General features: G+C 47.3%; 13 protein-coding genes. 3 read left to right on the top strand and 10 right to left on the bottom strand.

Annotated features, from left to right (window positions below):
• Nucleotides 1–117: 117 nt before the first annotated feature.
• Both KTG12_RS06305 and KTG12_RS06310 read right to left on the bottom strand, forming a co-directional pair.
• Entirely contained in the window at nt 118–1,659 is a 1,542-nt protein-coding gene (locus KTG12_RS06305; RefSeq protein ID WP_138272886.1) for a ClC family H(+)/Cl(-) exchange transporter, read from the bottom strand.
• Between the two features lie 46 nt (nt 1,660–1,705).
• Entirely contained in the window at nt 1,706–2,566 is an 861-nt protein-coding gene (locus KTG12_RS06310) for a hypothetical protein (protein WP_122116111.1), read from the bottom strand.
• Nucleotides 2,567–2,659: 93 nt separating this feature from the next.
• Here KTG12_RS06310 and KTG12_RS06315 point away from each other — a divergent pair, with 93 nt between their 5' ends.
• Nucleotides 2,660–3,574, top strand: coding sequence for a ThuA domain-containing protein (locus KTG12_RS06315; protein WP_155143666.1), 915 nt, complete (start codon nt 2,660–2,662; stop codon nt 3,572–3,574).
• Between the two features lie 20 nt (nt 3,575–3,594).
• Here KTG12_RS06315 and cysK read toward each other — a convergent pair whose 3' ends face one another.
• The 6 genes from cysK to KTG12_RS06345 form a co-directional block, all read right to left on the bottom strand.
• A complete protein-coding gene (gene cysK, locus KTG12_RS06320; protein WP_005642693.1) occupies nt 3,595–4,536 on the bottom strand; it encodes a cysteine synthase A in 942 nt (313 codons plus the stop codon).
• Between the two features lie 29 nt (nt 4,537–4,565).
• A complete protein-coding gene (locus KTG12_RS06325) occupies nt 4,566–5,684 on the bottom strand; it encodes an isochorismate synthase (protein ID WP_138272885.1) in 1,119 nt (372 codons plus the stop codon).
• Entirely contained in the window at nt 5,681–6,913 is a 1,233-nt protein-coding gene (locus KTG12_RS06330; protein ID WP_005639136.1) for a Cof-type HAD-IIB family hydrolase, read from the bottom strand. The genes KTG12_RS06325 and KTG12_RS06330 overlap by 4 nt, the downstream gene beginning before the upstream one ends.
• A gap of 126 nt (nt 6,914–7,039) precedes the next feature.
• Nucleotides 7,040–8,215 (bottom strand): DUF4221 family protein, encoded by a 1,176-nt coding sequence (locus KTG12_RS06335; RefSeq protein WP_138272884.1) that lies wholly within the window; start codon nt 8,213–8,215, stop codon nt 7,040–7,042.
• 194 nt (nt 8,216–8,409) lie between these two features.
• Nucleotides 8,410–8,691, bottom strand: coding sequence for a hypothetical protein (locus tag KTG12_RS06340; RefSeq protein WP_022322449.1), 282 nt, complete (start codon nt 8,689–8,691; stop codon nt 8,410–8,412).
• A 19-nt stretch (nt 8,692–8,710) separates the two neighbouring features.
• Nucleotides 8,711–9,577, bottom strand: a complete 867-nt coding sequence (locus tag KTG12_RS06345) for a DUF1573 domain-containing protein (protein ID WP_138272882.1) — start codon at nt 9,575–9,577, stop codon at nt 8,711–8,713.
• A gap of 48 nt (nt 9,578–9,625) precedes the next feature.
• On the opposite strand from KTG12_RS06345, the gene KTG12_RS06350 reads away from it, so the two are divergent.
• Nucleotides 9,626–9,769, top strand: coding sequence for a hypothetical protein (locus KTG12_RS06350; protein WP_155143664.1), 144 nt, complete (start codon nt 9,626–9,628; stop codon nt 9,767–9,769).
• Nucleotides 9,770–9,923: 154 nt separating this feature from the next.
• Here KTG12_RS06350 and KTG12_RS06355 read toward each other — a convergent pair whose 3' ends face one another.
• Nucleotides 9,924–11,843 (bottom strand): AAA domain-containing protein, encoded by a 1,920-nt coding sequence (locus KTG12_RS06355; protein ID WP_138272904.1) that lies wholly within the window; start codon nt 11,841–11,843, stop codon nt 9,924–9,926.
• A 134-nt stretch (nt 11,844–11,977) separates the two neighbouring features.
• Here KTG12_RS06355 and KTG12_RS06360 point away from each other — a divergent pair, with 134 nt between their 5' ends.
• Nucleotides 11,978–12,640, top strand: a complete 663-nt coding sequence (locus KTG12_RS06360; protein ID WP_022322446.1) for a hypothetical protein — start codon at nt 11,978–11,980, stop codon at nt 12,638–12,640.
• Between the two features lie 4 nt (nt 12,641–12,644).
• On the opposite strand, the gene KTG12_RS06365 is transcribed toward KTG12_RS06360, so the two are convergent.
• Nucleotides 12,645–12,935 (bottom strand): hypothetical protein, encoded by a 291-nt coding sequence (locus KTG12_RS06365; RefSeq protein ID WP_022322445.1) that lies wholly within the window; start codon nt 12,933–12,935, stop codon nt 12,645–12,647.
• Nucleotides 12,936–12,972: the final 37 nt, after the last annotated feature.

The raw sequence follows: 12,972 nt of genomic DNA on the forward strand, positions 1-12,972 counted from the left end.
TTTTTACATAAATACCTGATAATTCTGGATTATAATTCCCCTGAGAGGCTGTTTGGTTTTTGTGTCCAATGATTTGAGATGGCCGGGAGGACGTTTAAAGTTGCCGGTCGGGATATTTTAGTAGATGTTGGCCATGCTAACCAGTGGCTCGTACAGTTTCTCTATATCTTGGGCGTCCAGTTCGATGGTGAGCTGGTCACCGGGGAGTATGGTTTGTCCGGTGGGGGAGATGTCTTTGCGGTCGCGGTGGATATTCATGATTACGCAATGGTTGGGAAGTTCGAGCGTATCGACCTCCTTGCGGTCGAAATAGGCTCCGGCCATCACTTCCACGTCCAAAGTCAGCCGCTTCTGCTCACGGAAGGCCGGTTTGTTGATCATCTCTTCATAGAACATTACGTTGAACGGCTTTATTCCCAACAGTTCCGTGAAATAATAAGTGAGTCCTCCTACGACGATGGAAGGATAGAAAACTTCGAAATGCCCTGTGATCTCCGTAATCAGGATAATGGCTGTGATAGGAGTGCGCACGACGGCGACCAGGAAGGCGCCCATTCCGATCAGCATGACATAGCTCACACTTTCCATCCTGACGATCCCGTGTTGCACCAGGATGAGGGCATAGAGCTTACCGGTCAGTCCGCCTGTCACCAGAGTCGGGATAAAGTTCCCTCCCGGCAATCCGGAGGAGAAGGAAAAAACGGTAAATACCATGTGCAGGAACATCATCCCTGCAATCCAATAGATATTGCTGTTGCCGCCTTCCGCCTGTTGCATCAGGAACTGCTCGCCTCCACCGGTCAGATCAGTGACCGTCAGCGAAATGATGTATGCCATGCCCAGAAGACCTAACAGCTTGATATATTCGGGTTGCCGGATGGCCGGGTACATCCGTTTGGCGTATAGCATCAGCAGTGAATAGAGTTTGCCGAAAACCGATACGATGACGGCAAACAGGATATACAGCTTGATATGCAGTCCCATCGACAGGTCGGGCACGATGGCCTGTATGTCGTGGTACGGGTTGATCGGGAAAATCGTACTGGCGATCGCTCCGGCGACGACACCGGCCAGGATCGTCGTGATAGCCGTTTTCGGAGCATCGAAGCGTTCGATCGATTCGATCACCAGCGTAGCGGCGGCAAGAGGAGCGGCAAAGGCAGCTGCCAGTCCTGCGCCTGCGCCTGCGGCAAGGAGCTGTTTGCGTTCGCCGCTCAGGATATGTCCCCATTTGCTGACCAGGTCACCTATGTAGGAACCCATTTGTACAGAAGGTCCCTCGCGTCCCATCGAGAGACCGCTGCTGAGTGTCAGCACACCACCCGCAAACTTAGCCAGCAGTTGGCGAAAGGAATGTGCATACTCGATGCGTCCATTGATAACGCCCCGTGTCTGCGAAATGCCTCCGCCTCCGATGTAAGGCCACCGTCTGGCCATCCGGGCGACGAAGCAGAGGATACCCCATAGGGCAAGGAATAAGACGATATGGTAATACCAGGGAGGCGAAGACTGGAAGAAGTTCTTCCGCATATTGAAGAATAGTTGCAGCAGATAGTGGTAAGGAACCGCCACCAATCCGGTCAGCAGTCCTACGATCAGACTCACGAAATAGAGTCTGGCATCTACCAGCTTCAGTTTTACTATCCGATTAATCTTCATCTTCCCTTAAACAGGGAGCGAAGGCCGTTGGTTTAGCTTTCAATTCTCAAAAGCATCTGATATATCCCAACGAATAAGTCTCGTACAGGTTATCCTTCATTCCGTGTGTATACCGGAAGGAGATTATGTTTTTCTTGATCTCGTATCTGAGGTTGTTGCGCCAATGTATGGGGCGGTCACCGTTGTTTTCGTATCCGTAAAACCCGGCCAGGTTGGTGGCGAGCGTGAAGCCTCTGTATTTACCGGTGAACCCGACTCCGTATGAGATGGCGTCGTTCTGGCGATGCACCATGTCGTTCGTCATCCAGCAATAGAACCCGGCGAGCGCCTGCATACGGATCGAGGCCTTCCCGTCGGCACTTTTCCACAGGTTACGCCCCACGTTTACGTCGAACCAGTAGGAGGCGGCATCGGTAAAACGGGCGTCGCACAGGCGGCCTCCGCTGGCTGTCTTGATATTGGCGCTAATGGTCGCATCTACCCATTTCTCGCTTTTCAGGACTTGGAAAAAGGAGCTGATAACGATGTCGCCGTTATATTTGATCGGGCTTTCCGTATCCACGGCAAAGCGTTCGTCACGCGTTTCCGGTGTCATCTTATATTTTTCCTTGAAGCACCAGTTCACTTCGATTCCCGCGCGCCCCCTGAAGAAGGGCAGCAGGGCACGCCCCACGATGTCCCAGGTCTTGTCACCCGTATAATAATGGTATTCGCCCCGTACTTCCACTTCGTACCGCTCGCTCACCTGTCCGTCCCTCATTTCCGGGATCGGAAAGGCGTTCGGACCGAAATAGCGCGGAGAATATATGAGCAGTTCTGTTTTGTCGCGCCAACTCTCGGCATGGCTATAAGTGGCTGAAAAAACAAATACGAATGTTATCAATAATATTCGGGATAAATATTTCATCATGGATGTATTTTTTCTTAAGGCCACAAAAGTACATATTTCATATTGATTTAGTACATTTGCCTCAAACAAATCTTTAAACCATAAAGTACCATGAGACATTTACATTTTGGGAAGCTGTTTTTTGTTGTCTTTTCCCTCTTGTTAGCCTGTACGGTTTCGGCGCGTAAACCGATTAAAACATTACTGATCACAGGACAAAACAACCATAACTGGCAGGTGAGCCATGTTGTGCTGAAACAAATCCTGGAAAATTCCGGTCGTTTTGATGTGGACTTTGCCATCTCTCCCGAACAGGGCAAGGATATGTCCGGTTTTGTGCTCGACTTTAGCCCTTACCAGTTGGTAGTGCTGGACTATAACGGAGATTCGTGGCCGGAGGAGACGAACCGCCGCTTCTTGGAATATGTGCAGAACGGCGGTGGTGTTGTCATTTATCATGCAGCCGACAATGCTTTCTCCAAATGGCCGGAGTTCAATAAGATCTGTGCTTTGGGTGGTTGGGAAGGACGTAATGAGAATTCCGGCCCTTATGTGTATTGGAAGGACGGAAAACTGGTCAAGGACAGTTCGGCGGGTCCGGGTGGTTCTCATGGACGCCAGCACGAATATGTGCTGAACGGGCGTGACAAGGTGCATCCGGTTGTGAAGGGCCTGCCTTTGAAATGGCGTCATGCCAAAGATGAACTTTACGACCGTATGCGGGGACCGGGCAATATCCGGGATATTTTGTACACGGCCTATTCGGATAAGGAAACAAACGGTTCCAGTCGTGAAGAACCGCTGGTATTTACGGTCGATTACGGGAATGCTCGCATCTTCCATACGATGCTTGGCCATGCCGGTGCTACTACGGAAGATAATATAGCAATGCAATGTACGGGCTTCCAGGTGCTTTTGCTTCGTGGCGCCGAATGGGCGGCAACCGGAAAAGTAACCCAGAAAGTCCCGAAAGATTTCCCGACGGAGACTACTTGTTCTTATCGGAAAGATTATAAGGAGAATTGACAATTATCAATTGTCAATTCTTAAAGCGGATATTCCTCGAACGCATACAATGCTGTAGACAAATATCTCTCGCCCGTATCTGGTAATAATGCTACAATCGTTTTCCCTTCGTTCTCCGGGAGCCGGGCCAGTTGCATGGCGGCATATACGGCTGCTCCGGAAGAAATGCCGACCAACAGGCCTTCCTTTTGTGCCAGTTCGCGTGATGTGCGGATGGCGTCGTCTCCTTCTACCTGGATGATTTCATCGACCACCGAGCTGTCGTAGGTTTTAGGGATAAAGCCCGCTCCGATCCCCTGTATCTTGTGCGGTCCGGGTTTACCGCCTGAGAGCACAGCCGAGTCGGTCGGTTCTACAGCTACGATTTTGACATCCGGATTGTGCGCTTTCAGTCCTTTGCCAACGCCGCTTACCGTACCGCCCGTTCCGACTCCTGCGACGAAGATATCGACTTTTCCGTCCGTATCGCGCCAGATTTCCTGTGCGGTTGTTTTAGCATGCCGGGCAGGGTTTGCCGGGTTTTCAAACTGTTGCAGGATAATGGAGCCGGGTGTTTCATCACGCAATGCTTCCGCTTTGGCGATGGCACCTTTCATCCCTTCCGTTCCGGGAGTGAGGATCAGGTTGGCTCCTAATGCTTTCAGTAGGTTACGACGTTCCAGGCTCATGGTTTCGGGCATTGTCAGTACCAATTTATAACCTTTGGCGGCCGAGACGAAAGCCAGTCCTACGCCGGTGTTCCCGCTGGTCGGCTCTATGATTGTTGCTCCCGGTTTCAGCAAGCCCTTTTCTTCCGCATCTTCGATCATTGCCAATGCAATGCGGTCTTTTACGCTACCTGCCGGGTTGAAATATTCCAGCTTTCCGATTACTTTCGCTTTCAGCCCTTTACTTGCGTTGAAGTTTGAGAACTCCAACAACGGTGTATTGCCTATGAGGTCAGTTAGTTTTTTTGCTATCATGGGTTATATTATTTATGATTTATGAATTCTCAATTGTCAGTTGAATTAATCAGTCGCTTCATGGTTTGCATTTTTGCTTCCGTTTCAAGCCATTCGCTTTCTATCTCCGAAGAAGCAAGAATGCCTCCACCTGCATATAAAACAAATGATCCGGGCAAGATGTTCATGCAGCGCAAGTTTACATACAGATCACTCTTTCCTTCGGGGGCCAACCAACCGATAAAGCCTGAATAATAACTCCGGTCGTAGCCTTCGTTCTCCCGGATAAAACGATACGTCTCTTCTTTGGGCAGTCCGCAGACGGCAGGCGTGGGATGGAGCCGTTTCAACAGTTCACCGAGTTTTTTATTATCAGGCAGTGGAAAGCTGAAGTCACTTCTCAAATGCGACAATTCGCCGGCGCGTACCGGGATCGGAGGAGTTTCTGTCGGTTTGATACCTAATGCTTGCAGTTGTTTGCGTATGTAAAAGGCTACATATTCCTGTTCTTCCCTGTTTTTGTCGTCCCATTCTATCGGTAGTTCCCCGTTTGGGAGAGGTTGGGTGCCGGCAAGGGCGACCGTATGCCATTTTCCTTTCTCGCCGGAGAGGATGATTTCAGGCGTACATCCGAGCCATGTACCTGTTTCGGGTGTATGGCAGAGATAAACATACGAATATTTGTACCGTCTGATTGCTTTATGGAAAGCGGCGGCAGGGGAGAAGTTGGCTCTGTCTGCCGGAATCGTCTGGCAGCGCGACAGCACGAGTTTCTCGAACTGCTTTCGGCGTAGCGGTTCGATGAAGGCATTGAAACGGCGGCTGTAGTCTTCCTTCGGGTTTTCGAGGAAGGAGACAAGCGTTTCACTATGATGGAATTCCTGTTCCGCAGGCATCAAGTATGAAACTTTTGTTTCCTCATCGGGCGGAAGTTTCTGGATGTCCGGCCGGATCAGTACGATTGGGTGCTGTTTGCTTACATGGAAGGGAGCAATGACGAAACCACTCTGTTCGTCCAGTTCCTCGATATGATAAAGAATACGTGCAGAACCGGAGGTCTGCATGGCGAAACGAGGCGATTCTCCTGGTATCCGCCAGAGTGCAAAACTCCGGTTCTTTCTGATCAATGTGTCGACTACGTTACAAATCCTTAATTCGTCTGGTGTCATTTCTTTTTTAATATGCTGTTGACTACACGGATGGATGATACCAATTTATCTGTGGATGTGAATACATCGACGTTCCAAACGTGCGAAGAGCGTCCTTTGTGAATGATGGTTCCGACGGCGCGAACGGTATCTCCTTCATGGGCAGATGACATATGGTTGCCACTGACTTGCATACCGACCACGATTTCGTCTGGTTTGGCCAGGATCATCGATCCTAACCCGGCAACCGTTTCGGCCAATGCGAGTGTCGCCCCGCCATGTAGGATGCCGAATGGCTGGCGGGTGCGTTCGTCTACCGGCATGGTCGCTTCTACACGGTCTTCGGATGCATATGTATATTGGATGCCGAGGTTTCCCATTAGAGCGTGTCTGGCACGCATATTCAACTGGTCGAGCGGTACTTCCGTCGGACGTATTTCAGCCAGGATTGTCCGTTCGACGGCTACGGCTACGCCTTCTTCTTCGTTGGTGAGTGTCGTCTTGTCCACACAAGCCTTCACCGAATCTTCCGCATTTCCCATCGCGATCCCGACACCGGCAAGTTGCAACATGGTCACGTCGCAAACGCCGTCGCCGATCGCGATCACTTCTTCCGGCGATACGGACAGTTTGGTCATCAGCACGCCCAAAGTGTTTCCCTTGTCGATGAACTGGGGAACGACTTCTAAGAAATAAGGTTCCGACCTGAATGCATCCAGCACACCGTCGAGGCGTTTTTTCCAATGATTCTCCAAACCGATGAGCGCTTCTTCGTCGTCACTTGCCAGCATACATTTGCAGGGCGGGAAGTCGACGGCTTCGGCAAAGTTGTCGACACCGACAATCTGCATCTTGTTCAGGTTGGCTTCTTGGATGACATACTTGTTATCCGGTTTGTCCGTCAGGATGAAGTCTTTGTGATAGGTGAAGATGGCAAAGTCGTTTTTCTTTGCTTTCTTTTCGAAATAGGGGATCCATTCCGGATCGATGCGCTTCTCGAATAATAGTTCACCGGTCTGCACGTTGATGATCTGACCGCCGTTGTAAGAAAGAATGTAACCTCCGTAATGATTCAGTTCTAGCTTTTCAGCGATGGGCATGACTCCATTAGTCGGTCTTCCTGATGCCAATACGATATGTACCCCCATTTGCTGTACCTTCAGAAGGGCAGCCAGGGTACGGGGGCTGATCTCTTTCTGATTGTTGAGCAGCGTCCCGTCTACGTCGAGAACTAATAATTTATACTTCATGGCCTCTCTGTATTTTTTGTTAATGATACAAATATACGGAATTTTTGCTTCCGCTCGCTTGACAGAAAGGACAACCGTGCTAAAAATAACCTTGTCCGCGCTTAGCCAAAGATCAAAAACCTCCTCTTATTTTTTCTTCATCAAGTCAAACCGTTGGAAGCTCCACACGTTTTCGTCATAATCTTCTCGCTTGTAATGGCTGTCGCAGATGTAAAGGCCGTCTTTCAGGACAACGATCGAACGGTTCTGATAGCGGTAGTCCGGCAACAGTGTCTCGCCGATGATGCGGAAGTTTTTGTTCAAAATCACAATCGAACAGGTCCGACGGCCGAAACTCCAAATGTCCTGTTGGTTCTCTTTTGGATCGACCTCCGATTCCGGGTAGGCAAGGCGGTAATAGACTTCGCGGTATTTGTCGTAGTAGATGTAATGATAAAATTGTTGCTGGTTGCTTTCTCTCAAATAATCATTTAAAGCAGCATAATGAGGTTTTGGAATATATTTGGCTGGTTTCAAGTACTTGCTTTTAGCATTATAACCTTTTACGTTTTTATGATCTGCTGTTGCAACATAAATAGAATCATTCTGGCCAAAAACATACACAAAGTTAGCTCCATCAAATAAACAAGACACATATTCATCACCAGCCCGTAATCTTCCTTTATACAAATCATCCATCGTCGGTTTTGAAGGATGATAAAAAGAAAATTGCTTGACAACTTTATGAACGGTATCCAACACCGCAGCCACAGATGTCTTTTCTTCTTGCTGATTATGATTATAATGGTACAATTGTATATGAACCAAAGAATCAATAAAAACAATAGACTCTATGGGCGGCAAAAAATTTCCAGCGTCATCCTTGCTACAATCATAACGTCCTTGAACCACTCCAGCATCATCTACTTTGAATAAACATTGTTGTGCAGAAGGTGGGAGCCAGTAAAACTCACTCCATCCTTTTACATAATATCGGTGAGCTTTTCCTATCGCATTGGGCCCTTCCATTTGAAAAGTGATCTTCCTTACGCATTCCATCTTATCCACGTCATAAAACAGAAGTTGAGGCATTCCACTATTTTTGATAATTATGTATTCTCGCTCGTCTTTTTCTATTACTGTCGGATACCATCCTATGTCCGTATCCTCATCTATCGGAAACTTCAACCATTTATCTGCAGGACGAAGTTCGACGATATCCAAAGGTTCCATATCGGAAGATGAATTCTTCGGGTGATCCGAACAGGACAGGGATATGCCGAATAAGGCTATGAATAATATCCATCTATAAATCATACTCATTGATTCGATAATTAATTAAACAAGGAGGTGTGTCAAAATCTCTTTGTCCCCGCACTTGATGCGGGGTCGCAAAAGGACAGGCCTTATCAATCAGGTTTTTATAGGGCCGGTTTTAATGCAATCCCGCGTCAAGCGCGGGAACAGGATAGTTTCGACACACCTCCTTTACGAATTTTACAAAAATCTTACATTAGTCAACTTCCTGGATTTGGAGGGTATGTTGGAGGAAATGGTCCGGGAGGTAACAAGTCATCACATGGAGCACATCCTATTTGCCCGTATTGAGCACAAGGTGTTTTTGTGCTTGTTAAATCCATCCAACATTGTTTTTTAGGATTCCCAGCAGTCAACGCTTTCAGATTTTCCGAAACGGAGGAGTTCAGTTCATTACCCATACTATCGGCCTTAGTGTCGGTAGTAAGCCCAATGCTCACAAATAGGAACAGGGCGAGCAGAGAAAACAGTTTCTGTTTCATAAGGCATTGTTTTTATAGTTTATAATTCCTGCTGTGCTGGTTTTATTTTCCCTTTCAATATTATTTTGATAGCTTTATTCGTATTACAACGTACAAGGACCGTTTCTGAAAAGAAACCTGAATGTTTCGGCGTGTAAATCAACGTAAAAATCAACTCTTTTCCAGAATCTACAGGTTTTTTATCATATTCGTATTGCATGCAACCGCATGTCGTTGCGACATCAGTGACAATTAAAGGCGATAATCCTGTGTTTCGGATTTTGAACGAGTGTCGGACAGGTTTATTCCCGGTAATTTCACCAACGTCCTTTATGGGATCATCTACTATAGCCGTCGTTTCCAGCTTCACCCAATCGGGCTGCATTCCTAATATATGTTTCAAATATAAATTACGGATTTCAAGGTTTCTCATCGGATCACCGACGACCAGCACGCGGAAGTTACGATCTAATAAAAAAGCATGAAACTGCTCGTCTTCCGGAAATTGGTTCAAATGATCCAATTCGTTTTTCTGGTCCAAACAAACCGGCCAGTCGAAATTTCCACTTCTCAAAATATTTCGTACATACTTTGGACGTTTGTTATGGATGAAAAACAAATACTGTACTTCTCCACCTGACGAATCGACCTCTTGCTTGAACTGTTTCCATTCGTTCAACTTCAATTTGCAATCCACACAACTATTAGAATCGACATAAAACAATATAGTATAGGGAGACGGATGGATATTGAAATCAACGGTATCTTTTCCATATCGTGTAAATACGGGATTCGTGGGAAAACTCACAACTTTGCCTTGCCATGTTTCCAATAACTCAGGCAAACTTTGCTTCTTTTCTGAACAGGAAAATAGCAACAACAATAATATGGCAGCTATCCTTTTCATATGAATGCCATAAATTTAAAAAACTTTTTTGAATAAACAAATCTTTTCTTGAAAAATATCAAATATTTTATTTCCTTTCTTTCTCAAGAAGAGTTTTGTCAAGATGTATTTTGTGCTGTTTTTGAGGATGGAAGAGATGAAGTAGACTTTACACAAAATACAATATCCCCTGAAAATGGCGATTTTGCTTAGTCAATTCATTTTCTGTAGTATATAAAATTAGTAGTTTGTTAAAAAATATTACCCTTGCGTGTAATTTGAATTAAACGGGGTATAAAATCGAAATAGATGCGGTAGTAGTTTCGATTCGGACCAATGGCTTTTTTATGAATATGACAATAAGGGGTCATGGCGGAGGAAGGGGGTGAACGTCAACCACCTGTCCGTTCTCCCGGATATATTCGTATAATTCTTTGTAGAAAACATGTCGTGTCAGTGTCGGTGCGTCTCCTAAAATCATCAATTTCATGCGGGCACGGGTGATGGCGACGTTCATGCGGCGCAGGTCGCCGAGGAAACCGATCCGGCCTTTGTCGTTGGCACGTACGAGGCTGATCATGATCACATCTCGCTCCTGCCCTTGGAAGCCATCTACCGTGTGGACGGTTATCAGACGGCGGAAAGGTTTGAAGGAAACATTGCGCTTGATCAGTCCGCGGATATACTGAACCTGCGATTTGTAAGGCGAAATCAGACCGAAGTCAATGCTTTCGTCCAATACCCGTTCCTTGCCGATCTTTTCGATATATTTCTGCAAGGTCGAGACAAGCAGGGTCGCTTCGTCTTTATTGATACGGCTCATGCTGTCGGTGAGTTGGTCTTCTTCGAAATGGCAATCCGCTGTGTCGAGCCAGACGACAGGGGTATCGAATTCCAAGATGCCGCGATGCTTGACTTCCGGTGCGGATTGCAGCTCATCCCGGTAGAACCAGCGAGAAGGAAAGCGCATGATGCTTTCGTTCATTCGGTACTGCGTTTTCAGAAGTGAGACAGTTTCAGGCTTCCGGTCGGTTATTTTTTGCATCAAGGTGTGGTCTAAGCCGCCGCGTGCCGCTTCTATACATTTGATGGTAGGAGGGAGCTGGTGATGGTCGCCCGCTAAGATGACCCGGTCCGCTTTGCCGATCGCAATCCAGCAGGCGGCTTCAAGTGCCTGGGCGGCTTCGTCGATAAAGAGAGTTGTGAAGTTACGGTTGGTCAATACCCGGTTCGCCGATCCGACCAGCGTGCAGGCTACGACACGCGCCTCGTCGAACAATTCCGTGTCGATCTTCACTTCCAGTTCCGTCGCCCGGAAACGGAGACGGGAGAGACGGTTGCGTGCTGTTTCTTTTTCACCGTGGCTCTTTTTGCGGAGATTGGATTGTATCTCGCGGATCGCCTTGCGGATTCCCCATAGTTCGGCATAGTCGGGATGCGATTCGAAATGCCGTTCATAGGTGAAGGAAAGCATCTTGTCGTTTACGCGTGTCGGGTTGCCGATGCGTAGGACATGAATGCCACGATCGACTAGTTTTTCGGATATCCAGTCTACGGCCGTATTGCTTTGGGCACAGACCATTACCTGATTTTCCCGGTGCAAAGTCTCATAGATCGCTTCAACCAAAGTGGTCGTTTTGCCAGTTCCGGGAGGACCGTGCACGATTGACACATCCTTTGCCGCCAATACATGGTTGACCGCCTCTTCCTGCGACAGGTTCAGCCAGGGAAAACGCATGGGGAAAAGTATGCGCCGGCCGGCGGGTGTTTTGCCTAACAGGACGTCCCGCAGATAAGCTAACCGGTTCCCTTTCGCTTGGATAACGGTGGACAGGGCGTTGAACATCGTCTTGTAGCTGGTCTCGTCGAAATAAAGCTGGACGCCGATTTCACCAGCCTTTTGTATTTCCGTAAGTGCGTTAGGAGAGGGTAATATTACGACCATCCGGTCGTCTTGCACATAACTGATGACAGCCGAGAAGTTCAGGTATTCAGGTTTCCCGCCTCCTTTTGTTGTGAAGAAGCAGACCGGACGGCCATATTCAAAATTGTGTTCGGTCTCTTTGTCCTCCAGCTGCCCTATTTCTACGACAAGTTGGTTCAGGGAGTTATAATAGCTCTTTCCCGGTACGACAGGATACCAGCATAGTCCTTGTTGGATGCGGCGGTGTATGCCGGCCCGTTCGGTTTGTTCCCGATACATCTCTTTTTCATATTCGAATTCTTTCTGCAGAAGATCGTACTGATGTTGCAGGTCTGCGGTCGGAGTCTTGAATTGAGTTGTCATCATTCTTTGTTTAATCGGGCGCAAACTTACATAAAAAAACGCAATCGGATAGGGGTTTTTCTCCTTTCCGATGTCATTAAATCAAATGGATGGTTATCTTTGTTTGTTAATTGGAAGGGTTAAAATAACTGAGTATGAAAAATAAAGTCCTATATGCGATAGTGTCTTTGTTGGCTCTGACAGGATGCGGATCGATGAAGAATATGAGCCGGGAAGACCGGGCTGGCGTAGGGGCCCAGATAGGCGCTTTTGTCGGATGGCTTTTCGGCGGAGCGGTCGGAAATTCCATAGACGATGATATCGGAGGTGACATAGGAGCGTTTGTCGGGACGGCGGTCGGAGGAATCGCCGGTGCGCAGATCGCAGCAAATACAGGTGACGTGGTAAGAGTGGAGAAGAGGAATCCGGGAAATTATACGCCGTCTTCGCATGTTCTCCTTCCCGATTTGCAGATCGAAGACATCTTATTGGAAGAGGACAGTATCACTCGCGACGATAAGATCAATGCGGGTGAGACCTGCCATATCTCCCTTGTGATCGTGAATAACAGCTTTCAGGATGCTTTGGACGTGGAACCAATAGTAAAAGTTGAGAAGGGCAAACATCTGAAACTGTCCGAACCTGTCAAGATCACCAAAATCACCCGCGATGACCGTATCACCTATAATGTCATGGTGCAGGCCTCCCCGAAGTTGTGTACAGGTGAAGCTGTGTTCAGCGTCCGTCTGAAAGAAGGGCGTGGCAACGGCACGGAAGAGGAAATCTTTACGGTCAAAACTGCCGGTGGTGACAAATGAGATCTTATCTGATGAGAGAATAAAACAGCCATACTGAAAGGAGGACGAATAAGACAAATATGGCTAAAAGTAATTTTATTTTGGATAGATGGTTGGCATCTGCTTTTTCTTTCTCTATAGTCTTTTTTCGAATTTCTTTCATTTCTTCAATGGATGTATCGGGTAGTTTGGTACTGCTCCCGATTTTCATGAGCCTGTTTCGGGTTTCCTTTAGGCGTTCTTTGCTTAATTTCCTGAGCTCGCGGTTTTCTTTGTCCCGTTGTAACATATCATTTATGCAGCCTAAAGTTCCCATAATTTATTAATTATTTATTAGATGAAACAAATGTACA

The sequence above is a fragment of the Parabacteroides sp. MSK.9.14 genome (assembly GCF_019041495.1).
Classification (GTDB): Bacteria; Bacteroidota; Bacteroidia; order Bacteroidales; family Tannerellaceae; genus Parabacteroides; species Parabacteroides merdae.

Coding starts and splice junctions, on each gene's coding strand:
- KTG12_RS06330 (WP_005639136.1), bottom strand. CDS start 6,913: ATGAAGTATAAATTATTAGTTCTCGACGTAGACGGGACGCTGCTCAAC.
- KTG12_RS06315 (WP_155143666.1), top strand. CDS start 2,660: ATGAGACATTTACATTTTGGGAAGCTGTTTTTTGTTGTCTTTTCCCTC.
- KTG12_RS06310 (WP_122116111.1), bottom strand. CDS start 2,566: ATGAAATATTTATCCCGAATATTATTGATAACATTCGTATTTGTTTTT.
- cysK (WP_005642693.1), bottom strand. CDS start 4,536: ATGATAGCAAAAAAACTAACTGACCTCATAGGCAATACACCGTTGTTG.
- KTG12_RS06340 (WP_022322449.1), bottom strand. CDS start 8,691: ATGAAACAGAAACTGTTTTCTCTGCTCGCCCTGTTCCTATTTGTGAGC.
- KTG12_RS06335 (WP_138272884.1), bottom strand. CDS start 8,215: ATGAGTATGATTTATAGATGGATATTATTCATAGCCTTATTCGGCATA.
- KTG12_RS06355 (WP_138272904.1), bottom strand. CDS start 11,843: ATGACAACTCAATTCAAGACTCCGACCGCAGACCTGCAACATCAGTAC.
- KTG12_RS06325 (WP_138272885.1), bottom strand. CDS start 5,684: ATGACACCAGACGAATTAAGGATTTGTAACGTAGTCGACACATTGATC.
- KTG12_RS06305 (WP_138272886.1), bottom strand. CDS start 1,659: ATGAAGATTAATCGGATAGTAAAACTGAAGCTGGTAGATGCCAGACTC.
- KTG12_RS06345 (WP_138272882.1), bottom strand. CDS start 9,577: ATGAAAAGGATAGCTGCCATATTATTGTTGTTGCTATTTTCCTGTTCA.
- KTG12_RS06365 (WP_022322445.1), bottom strand. CDS start 12,935: ATGGGAACTTTAGGCTGCATAAATGATATGTTACAACGGGACAAAGAA.
- KTG12_RS06360 (WP_022322446.1), top strand. CDS start 11,978: ATGAAAAATAAAGTCCTATATGCGATAGTGTCTTTGTTGGCTCTGACA.